A 19,052-nucleotide genomic window follows, 5' to 3' on the forward strand; every position below is an offset into this window, starting at 1 on the left:
ATTTGATTTATCAGGTACTGTCATTTTATAGGATTTACTCATGCACACGGACCTTCTCTCTCCTGATTCACTGCGCCAGCTTATCGCTGGCCTGTTTAATCAAAAAAATATTTTGGTGGGCGATCATGACGATTTAATTCGCAATGGACTGGATTCAATGCAAATCATGGCATTGCTAAACCAGTTTAGACGCCAGGGCCATCGTGTCACTCTGCGCGAACTTTACCAAAAGCCAACGCTGTATGCCTGGAGCCAGCTCCTGCAACGCTATGCCCCTGTCATCCACACAGTCCCCCAAGATACTGCGCCACAGCCACGGATTGTTGATGCTAACCCATTCCCATTGACGGCAGTACAACATGCTTATTTTGTTGGGCGTTCACCGGAGCAAACGTTGGGAGGCGTGGGTTGTCATTTGTATCATGAGTTTGATGGTATCGGGCTGGAGCCTGAACGACTGGAAGCGGCTATTCACCTACTGATCCAGCGCCATCCGATGTTACGTGTGCGTTTTTTGCCGGATGGTCGCCAGCAAGGTATGCCCCGCGCTTACTGGAAAAAATTAACGGTTCACGATCTCCGCCATCAGTCAATTGATGAACAGCAACAAGCGCTGGATAACATACGCAACCAATTAAGCCATCGTGTATTACGGGTTGAAGAAGGGGAAACGTTTGATATTCAGCTTAGCCTGTTTGGTGATAAACAACATCGGCTGCATGCCAATATCGATCTGCTGATCATGGATGCCGCCAGTTTTAGCCTGTTCTTTACCGAACTGGCGGCATTAATTGCCAAACGCAACCTGCCTGCTATTTCTTCTGACTATGATTTTTGCAGTTACCTGACACAATATCAGACTCAATTTAAGCAAGCCCGACAGGAAGCAGAGGTATTCTGGCGTCACCGATTAGACACCTTGCCACTTGCCCCCCAACTTCCTCTGGCCAGAGAGCCTTCCCTGATAAAAAATGTTCGTATCCAGCGCAGATGTTTTCGTTTATCGCCTGAACATTGGGAACGTTTTAAACAACTCGCGCAACAAAATGGCGTGACGCCAACGATGGCATTAGCGACGGCATTTGCCGCTTTATTGTGCCGTTGGAGCAATGCAACACGCTTGTTGTTCAACCTGACGCTATTTGACAGAGCTCCGCTGCATAACGCGGTTGACAACATTCTGGCCGATTTTACCAATATTTTGCTGTTGGACATCCCCGGCGATAATTTACCGTTCTGCCAACTGGCTCAGGATGCACAAGCAACATTTACCGAAGCTTACGAACATCGCCATTGGTCTGGTGTCGAAGTTCTGCGTGAACTCAAGAAGCGAGGTAACCACCCACATGGTGCACCGGTTGTGTTTACCAGCAATTTAGGTCGCCCTTTATATGGTGAGAATACCCATGATGTCCTGGGAAAACCGAATTGGGGAATATCACAAACCCCCCAGGTATGGCTGGATTTTGTTGCCTTTGAACATGAAAACGCCCTAAACATCCAGTGGGATAGCAACGATGAACTTTTCCCTGACGGCCTGATGGATACGCTATTCACAACCTATCAAGGGTTGATTAAGAATCTGACGGAAAACGCGACACAATGGAACGAAAAGTTACCGGATCTGATGCCTGAGTCGCAATACCGTCTGCGACACCAAATTAATAACACGGCTGAACCGTTACCCAATGCCTTGTTGCATGAGGCGGTGTTTACCCAAGCAGAACGCACACCAAATGCTGTCGCTTTAATAGCCCATCATGAACAAATAAGTTATGGCGACCTCAGCCTGGCCGCCCGCCGATTAGCCGCCGTACTGCAAAAAATGTCGGTTATACCGGGAGATCGCATTGCCATTAGCATGGAAAAAGGCATCGGACAAATTGTCGCTGTGCTCGCTGTACTTTATGCCGGCGGTGTTTATGTTCCGGTTCCCGTGGATCAGCCACTAAGCCGACGTCGCACTATCTGTGAAAGTGCCGGAATCCATGTCGTTATTATTGATCCTAAGCAGCAGAATAATGCCTGGTCACAGGATATACATTGCATTTCCTGGCATCAAAATGAGCCGTTACTGCCCTTAACTCACATGGCTAAGTGCGCGGTGACTGATCCGGCTTATATCATTTATACCTCTGGTTCAACTGGGATGCCAAAAGGTGTGGTGATTAGCCATCAAAGCGCACTGAATACCTGTCTGGATATCAATCGTCGTCATCAAGTGCAAAGCCATGACCGTTTGCTGGCACTCTCTGCCCTGCATTTCGACCTCTCTGTGTATGACATTTTTGGCATTCTCAGTGCAGGAGGCGCGTTGGTCTTAATTGATGAAGCACAACGCCGCGATCCATCAACCTGGGAAATGCTGATCGAGCGCCATCACATTACATTGTGGAACAGTGTGCCAGCACTGTTTGATATGTTGCTGACCTATTGTGAAGGGATGGAGGTTGATGCCCCGAAAACACTTCGTACTGTGATGTTGTCCGGGGATTGGATCGGTTTGTCACTGCCTGAGCGTTACCGTGCGTTCAATCCTGATGGTGTATTAAGTGCAATGGGCGGCGCAACGGAAGCGGCTATCTGGTCAAATGAATATATCGTCAAGGAAATTGACCCACAGTGGCGTTCTATCCCTTATGGGTATCCTCTCACTAACCAGCGTTACCGCGTAGTAGGTGAAGATGGCCGTGATTGCCCTGACTGGGTTGTCGGTGAACTGTGGATTGGGGGTGCCGGTGTAGCACTAGGCTATTTTAATGATAAAGAACGCACGACTACCCAATTTGTTATTGATCAGGGAGAACGCTGGTATCGTACTGGCGATCTGGGTTGTTATCACCCCGAAGGCTGGCTTGAATTTATGGGGCGCCGTGATAGCCAGGTGAAAATTGGAGGTTACCGGATTGAACTGGGAGAAATTGATGCCGCCCTCAGTCAAGTAACCGGTATCAGTAAAGGTGTTGCCTTAGCCCGTGGTGAAAAAGAAAAGTCTCTGGTGGCATTCCTGGAATTGGAAGGTGATACTTTATGCCAACGCATAAATCGTGCCTCACAATTACCAACACACTATCGTGATCTGTTCCCTGCAATGCAGGCAATAACCGATGATGATAATCACGACGAAGTTGCACCATTCCTGCTTGAACACCTGTCTCGTCACGGCATTACATTGACTTCACCGCAATCGCTCACCGATTGTCTGAAACACTATCAACCTCAGCCGGAATACCATCACTGGTTTGCCCGTATGCTGACGTACCTTTGCCGATGCAATTTATTGACTGAACCTGCACATCATATCTATCAAGCTGGATTACCAGCCACCTCATTCAGTCATGAAGCAAAATGCATTCCTGCACGCTGGCATTCTACGCTGCGTAATATTCTTACCGGACAACAGGCAGCCGTCACATTACTTGATGATCCGCAATTTGCACCGGAGCAACTGCTCTTTGTCCAACCAGAAACCCAGCAATGGCTGGCAGGGTTGAAACACGTCATCATTGATCTGTCCCAGCGGTTACAACGCCCCGTTACTTTGATGGAGTTCGATGCCCGCAGCGGCCTCTGTGCTCAGTGGCTGGCAGAACATATCACTGACCAACATCTGTCTTATATCGGCTTTGAACGTTCTCAGGCTCTGATTAACCAGATGCAGACAAGATTAAGTGGCTATACTCACGCATCAGCACAATATTGGTCTGAGAAAAACCGGCCCGAATCGCAACAACATCAGGCAGATATCATCCTGCTAAACAATGTATTACACCGTGAGGAAGACCCAACACGTTGCATCAAAGCGTTGCTTCCACTGGCACAGCCGGGAGCGCTGGTATTGGCAATGGAGTTGCAACAAGCCTCCCCTATTTCCCTGATTACCGCTGAGTTACTTTCACCCCAAGGTATTCGGTTACGTTCTGCGTCAGAGTGGTTATCTCTTCTTCCATTGCATGCGGAAACACCGATTACTATCGGCAATTTGAGTGTGTTGTTGATGCAAACAAGTGACAACGTCACCATACCTGATCGGGAAAAAATTAAATCCGCTTTGGCACAACATTTGCCAGGGTATATGATCCCACAGCGCTTGCATGTTATCCCGCACCTGCCCCTGACTCCTAACGGCAAAATCGACCGCAAGGCGCTGGCACAATCTCTTCAATGCGCCACAACATCCGCCACAAAAACAGATACAGCGACGCCTCAGCCTGAAATAACCTTACTAAATGCGGTGGAGCAAACCGTTGCCGATAGTTGGCAACGCCTGCTAAATACAGAGCAATTGGGCCGTAACAGCGACTTTTTCCAACTTGGCGGTGACAGCCTTTTAGCTACCCGTTTGATTGGTGACCTGGCACAACTTGGCTTCAAAGGCGAACTCAGTCACCTGTTCCGTCACCCGCAATTGGCGGCGTTTGCCTCAACACTGACTTATTTATCTGAAACTGCATCAGAAGCCTATGCAATACCCGAAGAGCAAGATGAATACCAGCCTTTCCCATTGACCGAAGTTCAGCAAGCTTATCTGGTCGGGCGCTACCCTGGTTTTGCTCTGAGCGGCATTGGTGCACATTTCTTTATCGAATACCGGATAGAACAGTTAGATGTTCAGCGCCTAAATCGCGTGTTAAATCGCCTGATCCAACGTCATCCGATGCTCAGGACAGTTGTGATTAATGGACAACAACAGATATTGCAAAATGTCCCGCTTTTCTCCGTTAAACAACACCGATTTGCTGATATGACTGAGGCAGACACCTTACGCGACCACCTGTCACATCAAGTATTAGATGTCAGTCGCTGGCCGGTGTTCGATTTCCAACTTGCACAAGACAACAGTCCAGCCTCCCGACTCTTTGTTAGTCTGGATAACCTGCTATTAGACGGGTTAAGTATGCAGATATTACTGGCTGAATTAGAGCAGCTATATCTCAACGAACAGCACACATTACCGCCACTGAAAGTGACATTCCGTGATTGTGTATTACGCCAGCAACAAATGCCAGTACATCAGCGTTCACTGCAATACTGGCGAGAGCAAGTGAAAACATTGCCATTGGCCCCGCAATTACCATTGCGTATTGCACCAGAAGATGTCCAATCCCCGCATTTTGTGCGCTATAGCGATCGGTTATCTGCACAGGAATGGGAGCAGTTAAAACAACAGGCGGCCTCCCACCAAATAACACCTTCTGCGCTCCTGCTTGCCGCTTATGCAGCCGTTCTGTCCGCATTCAGTGCCAGACCGGAGCTAACTCTTAATCTGACGCTGTTTGATCGCCCACACTGGCATGAGGATATCAAACATATTCTGGGTGATTTCACCTCATTGTCACTACTGGCCTGGCATCCAGAGAAAAACTGGTTATCAAGTGCGCGTCGGCTGCAACAACAGCTATGGCAAGATCTGGATCACCGCCATATTTCAGCGATCAAAGTGATGCGCGAACTGGCACAGCGCCGTGGTCCCGACGCTGCCGTTATGCCCGTCGTTTTCACCAGTGCGTTGGGAACTCACGAAGGGCAGTTCCTGTCACGTTCATCATGGATGAAACCGGTTTGGGGGATCTCGCAAACGCCACAAATCTGGCTGGATCACCAGGTTTACGAATCTGACAATGAACTTTGCCTGAACTGGGACGCAGTCGAAGAATTATTTGAGACACACCAGTTACAAAACATGTTTAACAGCTATATGACGCTATTGCGCACCCTCGCAGCACAACCGGCAAGTTGGCATTCAGCTTTGGAGCAATTGCTGCCACGCCAGCAAGACACGGTCGTTACAGATAATCCTGTTGTGGCGATGGCACCATCACGCTTAGAAGGCGCCGAACCACAAATATGCAGTGAAATTCAACGCCTGTTTTTATCTGTAACCCATTGTCCGATAAATGCACAACAGAACTTTTTTGAGGCAGGAGCCAGCTCGTTACAGCTCATTCAACTGCATAACAAATTACAACATGCGGGCTTCCAGCATCTTGCTGTTACTGATTTATTTGCTTATCCGACACCAGAAACGCTCAGTTTACGTTGCCGTAAAGAGACACCAGACGGAAACCACCCGTCGATCACCCTTCGTCAACGTCAACAACAAAAGCGTCTGCAACAACGGGAAAAACGTCATAAAGGAGCTGTACAATGACTAACTTAACGCCTCACTACGATAATTGCGATCCCATCGCAGTGATTGGCCTTGCCTGCCGTTTTCCGCAGGCACCAGATAGCGAGACTTTTTGGCATAACCTGCAACAGGGGGTTGAGTGTACGACGACACTTTCCCGTCAAACATTATTGGATGCAGGTATTCCTCCTGACGTCATTGATAGTGAAAACTTTGTCAATCAGGCGGCAATACTGGAGAACGCGGAACAATTTGATGCCACACTGTTTGGCTATTCGCGTCAGGAAGCAGAAATGCTCGATCCTCAACAGCGTTTATTTCTGCAAACAGCCTGGCATGCGCTTGAACATGCCGGTTATGCGCCACGGAATATCGCCCTGAAAACCGGTGTCTTTGGTAGCAGCCGGATCAGTACCTGGCCTTCATGGTCACAGTTTGCAATGACCGATGTTGGCAAAGTGAAAGGGTTACAGGCATTAATGAGTAATGATAAAGATTATCTTGCGACTCGTACTGCCTATAAATTAAATCTGAAAGGTCCTGCTCTCACCGTACAAACAGCCTGCTCAAGTTCACTGGTTGCCGTACATATGGCTTGCGAGAACCTGCGTTCCGGTGAGTGTGACATGGCTCTGGCCGGGGGTGTGGCGGTTTCTTTCCCACAAGAAAGTGGTTACTTGTATCAACCAGGGATGATCTTCTCACCTGACGGGCATTGTCGCCCTTTTGATAGCCAGGCAAATGGCACCTACGGCGGCAATGGTGTTGGTGTTGTTGCATTGAAACGTCTGAGTGATGCCTTACGCGACGGCGATCCCATCATGGCCGTGTTGCGTGGCAGTGCTATTAATAACGATGGCAACGAAAAAGTAGGCTTTACTGCACCTTCAGTGAATGGCCAACGCCGTGTGATTAGCGAAGCATTACAACTGGCTGATGTCGGCATTGATGACATCGGCATGATTGAAGCGCATGGCACAGGAACACCCCTTGGTGATCCCATAGAAGTTGATGCATTACGCACGGTATTCTCTGACCGCAGTGGATCAGTACCGCCTTGTTACCTTGGCTCCGTGAAAAGCAACATCGGCCATCTCGATACTGCCGCAGGTATTGCCAGTTTGATCAAAGCGGTTCTGTCCGTCTGGCATGGTTACATTCCTCCAACGCTCAATGTACAGCAACCCAATCCGGCATTACGGTTGCAAGAAAGCCCATTCAAGCTAGCAACACAAGGGCAACATTGGACACAAGAATTGCGTACCGCCGGCGTTTCTTCATTCGGTATTGGCGGCACCAACTGTCATATTGTGGTGCAATCATTACCAACAGAATTACACCGTCGCCGTATCAATCATTCACCAACAGCGCCGTTGCTGCTCTCCGCGGCTTCTGAATCTTCATTGCGTCAATTGGCACAACGCTACGCGACCGCGCTCAATAGTACCCCGGAACGTTATGCCGATCTGGCCTGGACTGCATTACAAGGGCGCGATATTTCACTGCCCTGGCGTTTAGCGCTGACAATATCGCCACACGATATAGAGAAAAATGCGGCCAACTTATCCGCTTTCGCAGGCAATATGCCAACACCGAACATTTTTAGCGGGCAAGCTAAGAGTGAAAACAAGCAACTGTGGCAATTCAGCGGTCAGGGATGCCAATGGCCTGGCATGGGAAAAGCCATGTATGCCAGCTCTCCGGTTTTCTCCGCCATGTTAGATCGTTGCTGTGCGGCCTGTGCTTGCGAGTTAGCGCTGCCATTAAAAGCCGTTATGTTCGGCGAGCATGATGCTGCATTAGCGACTACCGAATATGCACAACCGGCTATTGTGGCACATCAAATTGCGTTGGCAGCCCATTGGCATGCACTTGGGCTCAAACCGGATTATGTACTGGGGCATTCCGTTGGTGAATTCGCAGCTGCCGTTGTTGCCGGCATTTTTACGCCTGAACAAATCATGCCGCTGGTCGCCGCTCGCGGCAAACTGATGCAAAACTGCTCCCAAGGAGGAGCAATGCTGGCAGTCTTTGCCAACGAAGAAGATATTTGTCCTGTTACTGATTCATTATCTTTGGATCTGGCGGTTTGCAATGGCCCACAACACTGGGTTTGGGCCGGTACTGAGACAGAAATTGAGCTTCTGGCACAACGTCTGGAACAGCAGCAGATCCGCTGCCAACGGCTTAATGTTGCCTGTGCCGCACATTCAGCCATGCTTGATCCTGTTCTGGCAGACTTTTCCCTGTATTGCAGTCGGTTACAACCTGCATCGGGAGAAATTCCGCTCATTTCTACCTTGACAGCTAATCTGGCAAGTGATGAGCAATTAGGCTCACCAGATTACTGGTGTAACCATATGCGCCACACGGTACGTTATCACCAGGCCATCGAGTTCGCCCGCCAGCAAGGTGTTGCACTGTTCATGGAATTTGGGGCTGATGCACAACTAACAGGGATCGGACGACGTGTCAGCCTGCCGCAGGAAACCTGGATTGCGAGTGCATATCGTCAACGCTCCTCAGAGGCAACTCAACAAACGGCACTTATGCAGCTTTACTGTGCCGGTGCGCATCTTGACTGGTCGCATCTTTTCCCATTTACCGGAGTAAAATGCCATGCGCCACTCTATCCATTTGATGAGCAGCATTACAGCTTCTCTGCAACCGAATTACCTGCCAATAAAACCAGACCATCTTTAGCCAATAGCCCTATTGAGCTTGATGTCAATTCCCTGCTTGATCCTGCCATTGAGCAAAGCCCTGATGCAGCAATATTGCGGGCGTTGTATACCGATGCATTGATATATCAGTGCCATGGGCGTGACGCTGAACAAGGTTTCAGTGCCATCGACACCATTCGGGCTGGACGGCTACAACCCTGCTGGCGTCCGTTGCTGGAGCAGCTATTAACCCACTGTGTACAGCAAGGCTATTACCAGGAAATTTCCGTTCCAGCGGCAAGTAAAATATATCGTCCTTACCGTGCTTTGCCTTATGCCAGACGCCGGTTATTGGAGGCGCGTTTATTCGCGTCTTTCCCGGCACTGATTTATGCTGGTGAGCGTCTATTCGCTCTGTTAAGTGATCGTGCTGATCTGCCTCGTCAATCAGTGGCATCCCAAACGATGGCAAAAGCCTGGCTTCCTGCCCCCCAACCATGCCCTGATACTCACTATGTCTTGCATTGGCACCCAATAAACACCGCGGATAGACAGAAATCTTCAACGCCCTATACGCTTCGCTCTTCAACAGCAAATAGCGAGACGATAAATCATTGGCGTCAGGCGGGTATTCAGTTACAACCTGAAAGTGGCAATACGTTATTACTGCTCGCAGGCAACGATGTTGCAGAATTATGTGATCAGGTTATTAATGAACTAAAACGCGACGAAACAGCATCGTTAACCGTTATAACCTGCTGCGCTCAACCAGAATCCACCTTGTTAAAAGAGGATATCAATCCCGCCCAATATGCTATTTGGGCCTTGCTGCGTGTTGCCGTTGAAGAATACCCCCATCGTCGCATTCAGGCGATTGATATCGCTGATGCCAACGACGCTGACGCTTTGTCATTCGCACTTGGCTATCTGGATGAAGGCCATCAAGTGCACAATCGCTGGCTGCGAGTACGTGGAAACCAAATCGCTGTGCCTGTTTTACAACGCCAGTCACTACCGTTATCACCGCAGCCGATATCCATTCCTCATCAGGGTTGGCACATTATTACGGGTGGAATGGGCGGTATCGGTCGCATTTCCATCCGTTGGTTGCTGGCCCAGGGCGCACGCAAGATTGCCGTGTTTGCCCGCCGCAAACAGGCGGATTGGGATGATTTTGTGCAAGAATTGTCATTGAATAACGAATGTGAAATACGTTGGGTTAACCTTGATGTCACTGATACGTCAGCCTTGCTAAATGCGGTGCAAACTCTGGCACAAGAAGATCGTATTGCTGGCGCGATCCATGCCGCAGGCATTGCTGACCACACCCCGCTGGCAAAACTTGAGCGTCAACACCTGTCACAAATATTATCCGTCAAAGCTCACAGCGCATCGGCACTGCAAACTGCACTCCAACAACATCATGCACAGTACCTGCTGTTGCACGCATCTGCTGCATCAATGCTAGGTGCCCAAGGACAAGGTGCTTATGCAATCGCCAACGCTTGTCTGGAATCTTTAGCGCTGACAGCACCAAATCAATTGATGGTTAAAACGTTGGTTTGGGGCGTTTGGGGTGGCATTGGTATGGCCAGCGACCGACGGTTGGTAGAAAAACTGGCGCAAGATGGCATGTTACCGTTCAGCACAAATGAAGGTATCTGGCATCTCAACCAATCTTTGCATACTTCATCAGCTTGCTATCTGGCAATGCGGTTAGATGAACATCACCCTGATATTTTGCGGCGCTTACAGGCTGACGTTTCCGATACGACCTCGTCACTTTCTGCCGATAACACGTTGTATCAGGACAATGAACAACGGCTTAACTGGCTGCGTCAGCGTGTTGCAACATTATTACGTCTGGAACAGATTGAACATTTAGAGCCACAACAAGATTTATTGCAATTCGGTTTGGATTCCCTGCTATTCCTGGAGTTAAACGCGGCGATCCACCAGCAATTTGGCTTTAGGTTGACCGCTGGTTTGGCTTACCAAAATATGACACTGGCGGGGCTTAATACGCTCATTGGCGATGCCCTGCCTGAACAGCCGGTCATCTCTTCCCAGCCAGCGGTTATTGTTGACAGCGCCCAGCGCCACGCCCCCTTTCCTCTGACCCCCATTCAGCACGCCTACTGGATTGGTCGTACACAGGCCATTGATTTTGGGGGTGTTGCTTGTCACGTCTTATTTGAATGGGATCTGGCACTGGATAGCTTTGATATTTTGCGTTTTGAACAGGCATGGAATGCGTTGATTCAGCGTCATGGCATGTTGCGCATGATAGTCGATGAAGACGGGCAACAAAGGATCTTGCCAGAAACGCCGTGGTATGTTCTGTCTCAGGCTGATTTGCGTACACTGGATGATACCGCCTGCGAACAGGTGTTAGCCCAGCGTCGCCATATTCTCTCCTACCAAGTACCACCGGCAGAACAGTGGCCACTGTTTGATGTCTCTGTATCACTGCTACCGAATGAACGTTGTCGCTTACATATGAACCTGGATCTGTTGCAGTTTGATGTACAGAGTTTCAGGATCATGATGGATGATCTACAACTCGCTTATCATCAACAATCTCTGGCTCCACAAGCATTTACTTTCCGCGATTATGTGATGGCAGAACAAGCGCAACGTGAAAGTAAAGCGTGGCGGGCATCATGGGCATACTGGCAGGAACAACTGCTTTCATTGCCACCGGCGCCACGATTACCGTTAGCGCCACAATTGCCTCAACGTAGCCAACCACAATTCACAACTTATGAAGGTCGATTGGCACAATCTGACTGGCAACGTCTTAAACAAAGCTGGAAAAAATGGGGAGTCACCCCTTCTGCGGGTCTGCTGACGCTGTTTGCCCATACCCTTGAATGGTACAGCCGTCATCCGCTGTTTACGCTCAACCTGACATTCTTTAACCGGCAACCTTTCCATCCAGAGGTGCAAGAGCTGATTGGTGATTTTACCTCGGTGATGTTGATGGATTTTGATTTACGCAAGACAATGTCCCTACGAGCCAGCATGGAAAAAACCCAAGCTTTGCTCTGGCAACGGTTGAGCCATAATCATGTCAATGGTGTTGAAGTATTACGGGAACTTGGCCGCCAACAAAATGGTGAAACCCAAAATAGGCAGCCGCTGACACCGGTCGTTTTCACCAGTATGTTAGGGATGGCACAAGAAGGTGTCGCTATCAAACAATCCATCACTCAATTACTGGGTGACCCGGTCTTTGTTCTGAGCCAGACGCCACAAGTCTGGTTAGATCATCAGGTCATGGAAGTCGATGGTGATCTGCTGTTTAACTGGTATTGCATGGATGATGTGCTAGAGGCGGGTGTTATTGAGTCGCTGTTTGCCGCTTATCATGCACTGTTAGCGCAAATTTGCCGCCAGCCTGAACACATGGCGTATGATGACCTGCATACGCCACCGTCTGGTCATACGCGTTATGACTTCTGGCCGCAACATCCTGAATTGCGCCAAGCCGAACACTATCTGCGTGCTCAGCCTGAAATACGGTTGGCAGAAATTCAGCCACGTCAGGACGATACTCAAGGTTACAACCTGTGGTTGGTTGCAGAAGATCATTTGCCATTACCACTGCCAGAACCACGGGTTATCAACACCGATACCTTACCGCTACCGACGTTGGCAGAACAACACGCGTTTGAACGCTCCTGGCAACATATTGAACAACAAGCATTATTTGGCCTGAGCCAAACTTTACTGCGCCATAACTTATTCACTGCGGTACAACAATATCACTCTCGTGAAGAGATTGAACAACGCTTACAACTGGCACCACAGTATCAACGCCTGCTGACTCAATGGCTGGCATTGTTCAATAGCCAGGGATTTATTGAAAAAATCGCTGACGGATACCGTTGTCTGCAACCACTTAGCCATGTTCCGGCCCCTACAGCAAAACTGGATGACGCAGTGTGGTGTCAAACCATCAGCCGATATATAGCAACCTGCATCGAACAACATGACAGCCTGCTTGCCGGACGTGGCAATGCATTGGAACTGCTGTTCGCCGATAAACAAATCACCGCCAGCCTCTACAGTGAGAACCCCGCATTACGTTGCCTGAACCAGGCTGCCGCTGAAATTGTCCGGCAATTGAGCCAGACATCCGAACATTTCACTGTACTGGAAGTCGGAGCAGGAACCGGGGCAACCTCAGAGAAGGTACTGGCACACAATGCACACGCCATTCAAAACTACCACTTCACTGATGTTTCACCCCTATTCCTGGATGATGCCCGCCAGTTACTCAATCACTACGGCGAAACGGTAAAATTTGCCCTGTTTGATATTAATCAGCGTATTGATTTTAGCCAGCACCCAGCATCCGGTTATGATCTGATTATGGCGGTTAACGTATTACATGACGCGCTCCATCTGAGAAATACCCTGCGACGCCTCTCCCGATTATTGAAGGCCGGTGGATGGTTGCTAATTATTGAATCAACCAAACGCGAAAGCGCCATGCAACTCACCAGTGTCGGATTTATTGAAGGGATTAACGCCTGGGTTGATGATCGCGGTGATGATCATGGTAATAGTGCATTGATGGAACTTGCGGGTTGGCGTAACTGCCTGACGCAGTCCGGTTATCGGGTTTCATTGGAATGGCCGGGTCAAAACGGGCCAGAACTGCACCAACAACTGATCCTGGCACGAGCTGAACAACAAGCACGGCTTAATATCAGTGAAATAACCACCCAATTTTCTACCTTGCCTTACTCATTGCATATTCAACAGCAAGAGCAATTGCCGTTGATAGTGACAGCGAAAGAGAGCATGGTACAACCGTTAATCGCGGAAACCGGACAACCAGACACAGAAGATGATCAGCTTCATGAGATTGAACAACACGTCATTACGCTCTGGCGTTCACTACTGCCTCAGTCAATACAGCGCCACAGTGACTTTTTCCAAAGTGGCGGTGACAGCCTGATTGCCACCCGAATGGTCGTGCAACTACGTCGTCAGGGTTACGAACAAGCCAATCTGCAACAGCTATTCGAACACCCTAAGTTGAGTGAATTTTGCCGTACTCTGCGGGTAACTGAACCCCGTTCAGAGACACTTGCGATATCGCAGCAAACTGAACCTGTATCTGAGCAAATTTTGCCACTGACCGCACTGCAATACGCTTATTGGCTGGGAGAGAGCCAACTGTTCCAATTTGGTAACGGTATCGCGCATTTCTATGCTGAACTGGCTATCAACGGGCTTGACCTGCCTCGTTTCACCGCCGCCTGGAACCGTGTGATAAACCATCATGCGCAATTACGCGGCTATGTGAAGGATGGGCAATATCGTATTTTGCCGCAAGTGCCCCGCTATACACCAACCGTTATTGATTGCCGTGCCATGATGCCAAATGAACGCGAAGCGCAACTGCATCATGCCCGCGACACGCTACGTACTCAAGGTGTTCCCAGCGACAACTGGCCGCTGTTTGATTTAACCCTGTACCATACCGATGATCAGGCATATTTATTGCATTTGACCATTGACCTGTTGGTTGCGGATGGTAAAAGCCTGGCGTTAATCCTGCGCGATTTACACCATTGGTATCAGGAACCTGACTGGCAGCCAGCGCCACCAGCAGCAACAATTGGCGACTATATTCAGGCACTGGAGAATGAAGAAACCGGAGAAACCTGGCAACAAAGCCGGCAATACTGGCTTGATCGCTTACCTTCGTTGCCGGATGCTCCAGTGTTACCACTACAAGATCACCAGTCACAGCAACTCAATCAACAGTGCCTGACCGGACATATCAGCCCACAACAATGGCAGTGTTTGCAACAGCGTGCAGCAGAATACCGCGTATCACCGTCACAAGTGATGCTGACGCTATTTACCCATGTTTTATCCGTATGGAGCAGCAACGAGCATTTTACAATCAATGTCCTGCATGGTAACCGCCTGTTAATGCCTCAGCATTGCGATATGTTAGTCGGCAATCTGTCTACCACATCATTGCTGGAAGTGGATCTGCGTAATATCACAGGGTTCAGTGAGGCTGTAAGCCGGATACAGCGGCAATGGCTGGCCGATCTTCAACACGCGCTGTTTGACGGGCAACGGGTACTCAGGGAGAAAAACCAACACCGCCACAACCTCAACGCAGGTATGCCAATTGTATTCAACGATACAACCGGCACAGCGGGTAAAGGACCAGCAGGGTTGGGAACACTCAATCTCTTTGGTGCGCAAACGCCGCATGTTTATCTCGACTGTATGTTAATTTCCGGCACAGAAGGTGGTGTCACCATACAATGGGCGATCTTGCCACAACTGTTCCAGCCTCAAGTTGCGGAAAACATGTTTGCCCATTATCAAGCGTGTATCACTGCCTTGCTCGAACCGGATTACTCATGGAATAGCCCGCTTCCTGACTGGCTGCCAGCAAGTGATCGCGCTTTGTGCCAGAACAGTAATGCGACAAAAAACGTGTTTCCATCACACACGCTCTGCTCGCTCATTGAACAGGCAGTCAATCGTTACCCACAACGTACTGCTGTGGTCGATACCTCTCGTCAGATTGACTATCGCACTTTGTGGTCACAAAGCCTGACACTGGCAGCCCATCTGCAAGCGCAGGAAAATCAGGCTTCATCCCTGATTGGTGTGGTCATGAAAAAAGGCTGGGAACAGGTTGTCGCCGTTCTTGCAATTTTATTCGCAGGACGGGCTTATCTGCCTATTGATGCCAGTTATCCGCAACAGCGGATCCATCAGCTATTGGCATCAGGGAAAGTTGATACTGTACTGACGCAACCTAAGTTTGCTCAACAGCTGAATTGGCCTGAGCATACCCACGTCATCTCTCTGGATGAAACATGGCTCAATCACTTACCTGCCACCGAAGCACAACGTTTAGCTGTACACCCCGAAGATTTGGCTTATGTCATCTTCACTTCCGGCTCGACCGGAAAACCAAAGGGCGTAATGATAGATCATCAGGGTGCTGTCAACACGATCCTGGATATTAATCAACGCATTGCACTCAATGAGCACGATAGCGTATTGGCAATATCAGAGTTAACCTTCGATCTTTCCGTTTATGACCTCTTTGGCACATTAAGCCGTGGGGCAAAACTGGTTATTCCTGCTCCTGGAGACACTAAACAACCTGACAAACTGCTGACATGGTTACAACAAGAATCGGTCACTGTTTGGAATTCCGTGCCGGCATTTGTGCAACTGCTTGAGGAATATGCCCGAAGCTATTCTCATTCTCTAAATAGCCTGCGTTGGATATTGATGAGTGGTGACTGGATACCCACCCATTTGCCGGCAAAATTGTCTGCCCTTCACCCTGCGCTTAACCTGCTCAGTTTGGGCGGCGCAACCGAAGCATCAATATGGTCTATTGCTTATCCTATCGCACACGTCGAGCCTCATTGGAGCAGCATTCCCTATGGCAAGCCTTTGGCTAATCAGACTTTCTATGTGCTTAATTCAGCATTATCACCTTGTCCGGTCTGGGTAACCGGCGAGCTTTATATTGGTGGACGTGGACTTGCCTTGGGTTATTGGAATGATACAGAAAAAACGCAACAAGCTTTTATCATTCATCCCCAAACAGGTGAGCGGCTCTACCGTACCGGTGATTTAGGTCGCTGGCGGCCAGACGGTAATATCGAATTTCTGGGACGCAATGATCACCAGATTAAAATTCGGGGTTACCGGATTGAACTGGGCGAAATCGAGTATCGCTTATGTGAACACCCTGACATACAACAAGCGATAGTCTTTGCGCATACGACATCAAACGGTGCATTGCAGCTCGTCGCCGGCTTACGTTTAACCGATACTGCGCCAGTATCTGCCGAACTGTTACCGATACTGCCGCACTGGTTGCAGCAAACCTTGCCAGTTTGGATGTGTCCACAGCGCTTTATCATTCTCGATACGATACCCGTATCCGACAACGGTAAAATCGACAGACGTACATTAATGACTCTGGTTGAAAAAGTGCAAGAAAGTGACTCAGCACCATCAGTGACTCTCAGCGCGACAGGACAAACGGTATTAAACCTTTGGGGGACCGTGTTAGAGCAACAAGATATTAACGTACATGAAAGTTTCTTTACTCTTGGTGGGGATTCTCTGGCAGCAGTACGGTTAATGGTGCGAATCAATCAGACATTTAATCGCCAATACCCCCTCAGCCTGTTGCAAACTTACGATACCGTACATTCACTGGCGGAATTTATTGAGCATCAACCAAAAAATACGTGTCAGGGCGTGATATTGAACAAGGGGAACATTGCACGATCTACCTTAGAACGATCCACCTTAGAACACTCCACCTTAGAAGACGCTACCTTGTTTATCGTCCATCCAATTGGTGGGCACCTGTTAGGATACCGTCATTTGGCTGCCAATTTTGACGTCCAACGCATGATTGGCCTGGCATTTGCGCCAGAAAGCATGAATACCGATAAACCTTCTGTCGTTGCGCTGGCCACGGATTACATCAGTCAAATCCGTAAATTCCAGCCTAAAGGACCTTATGCACTGGCGGGTTGGTCTTTCGGTGGATTAGTGGCTTATGAAATAGCCCATCAATTACGTGCTGCCGGTGAAAGTGTTTCCCATTGCATCCTGATTGATAGTTTCGCGCCGAATGTGCGCACGGATTTAACGCTAGATAATGTGCTCTGCCATCGTCATTTCCTGCTCGATTTGCAGGGACAATTCCCTGGGCTGGAGCTGGATAACAGCGCTATCACAGCAAACACGGAAACCTTCCTGCAAGCATTGCACCAAGCCTTACCGCAATCTGCACAGATGGATAACTCACTGGCTGAGCTTTACGCCATCTGGCAGCATAATCTGCGGGCATTGCTTGACTATTGTCCACCACAAACTTCACAACCTTTCAGCCTTATCCGGGCAAAGCAGGCATTGCCTGATTTTATGGATTACCTCGATTCAACAACCATCACCTCAACTGATCTTGGTTGGCAGGCTTTCGGGCCAGTCAATGTGACACTGCTTGATGGTGATCATTACAGCCTATTCCACAAACATGTCGGCTCTCTGGTTGCGTGTCTGAAAAACATCCTGAGTTCAGTCCCAACTGTTGAGCCTGTTAAGGAGAACATATGATAAAGCCACGGCGGGTTCTGATTGTCGGTTCAAAATTTGGTGAACTGTATCTTAATGCGTTTCTACAGCCCCAGCCAGGTCTGGAACTGGCCGGGATCTTGGCGCAAGGAAGCCCTCGTTCACAGCAACTTGCCCGCGATTTCAATGTGACCGTATTCCGCTCATTGGATGAATTACCGGATGATATCGATATTGCCTGTGTGGTCATTCGCGCAGAAGTTATTGGTGGCAAAGGCGACCAATTAACTCAGGCGTTATTGGCACGGGGCATTTCGGTCATTCAGGAACATCCTCTTGATGCAGAAGCGATCAAAAGACACCAATCAACAGCTAACCAGTATAATGCTATGTTTTGGGTAAACAGCTTTTACAGCCAATGCCAGGCTGGCAGAAGTTGGTTACATGCGGCTCATCAAATCGATCAATTATCACAGCAACGTCCGGTCAGTGGCTATCTGACAACCAGCCGCCAGTTACTCTTTTCCGCCCTTGATCTGTTGTTACAGGGCTGTCATTGCCCGGAACAGATTGAGATAGCTTATGTAGGTCAACGGAGTAACGTATTTCATCGCTTTGAACTTAGCATAGCGGGAACCACAATAACGTTAGATGTTCAATCCTATCTGGACCCCAGAGATCCCGATATGCACAACCTGGTCATGCATAAAATGACGCTAATTTGGTCGGCCGGTTATCTGACGCAGGAAGCCAGCTATGGGCCGGTTATCTGGACACCGGTTCTTCATGCACCAAACCATCTGAATAATGGACAGAGTCTTTACCTGCATGCCGGCCAGCCGGAAGGCGCTTATCTGCACCAGACAACATCACAAATTCTTTGTCCGGCAACGCAAAATTGGATGACTGCATTTGAATGTGATGGTGCCGAAGGTGTGGCACGCCTCCTCAATACCTTGAATTCAGTATTGAATGGGGCACTCTGCCCCCCTGCTTTTCGCTACGACTACCAATTGCGGCTGGCAGGCTTGTGGCAACAAATTTTACGCATGATGGGAGAACCGGTTACTCAGGAGCTACAGCCACCCGTCTGGATTGATCCAACCCAATTGATGCTAATTAAGGAAGAAAACTGATGACGTGGAAACTTCCTGTCC

3 protein-coding genes are annotated in these 19,052 nt (G+C 49.1%); all 3 read left to right on the plus strand.

All coding sequences use genetic code 11. The features are described 5' to 3' along the window. Window positions 1-40: 40 nt before the first annotated feature. The 3 genes from IQ209_RS04285 to IQ209_RS04295 are packed head-to-tail and all read left to right on the plus strand — an operon-like array spanning window position 41 to window position 19,031. Window positions 41-6,151 carry a non-ribosomal peptide synthetase gene (locus IQ209_RS04285; RefSeq protein WP_193849321.1) on the plus strand — a complete coding sequence of 2,037 codons (6,111 nt, stop codon included), beginning with the start codon at window positions 41-43 and terminating at the stop codon, window positions 6,149-6,151. Further along, window positions 6,148-17,937 (plus strand): non-ribosomal peptide synthetase/type I polyketide synthase, encoded by an 11,790-nt coding sequence (locus tag IQ209_RS04290; RefSeq protein ID WP_193849323.1) that lies wholly within the window; start codon window positions 6,148-6,150, stop codon window positions 17,935-17,937. Before IQ209_RS04285 ends, IQ209_RS04290 begins: the two co-directional genes overlap by 4 nt. Further along, the gene (locus IQ209_RS04295; RefSeq protein WP_193849325.1) at window positions 17,934-19,031 is read left to right on the plus strand and encodes a Gfo/Idh/MocA family oxidoreductase; all 1,098 of its coding nucleotides are present in this window, start codon (window positions 17,934-17,936) and stop codon (window positions 19,029-19,031) included. Before IQ209_RS04290 ends, IQ209_RS04295 begins: the two co-directional genes overlap by 4 nt. Window positions 19,032-19,052 lie beyond the last annotated feature (21 nt).

The organism is Xenorhabdus sp. BG5, assembly GCF_015163665.1.
Classification (GTDB): domain Bacteria; phylum Pseudomonadota; class Gammaproteobacteria; order Enterobacterales; family Enterobacteriaceae; genus Xenorhabdus.

What these genes read in the sequence shown, in the direction of transcription:
- IQ209_RS04295 (WP_193849325.1), top strand. Translation starts at nt 17,934, where the DNA reads ATGATAAAGCCACGGCGGGTTCTGATTGTCGGTTCAAAATTTGGTGAA.
- IQ209_RS04290 (WP_193849323.1), top strand. Translation starts at nt 6,148, where the DNA reads ATGACTAACTTAACGCCTCACTACGATAATTGCGATCCCATCGCAGTG.
- IQ209_RS04285 (WP_193849321.1), top strand. Translation starts at nt 41, where the DNA reads ATGCACACGGACCTTCTCTCTCCTGATTCACTGCGCCAGCTTATCGCT.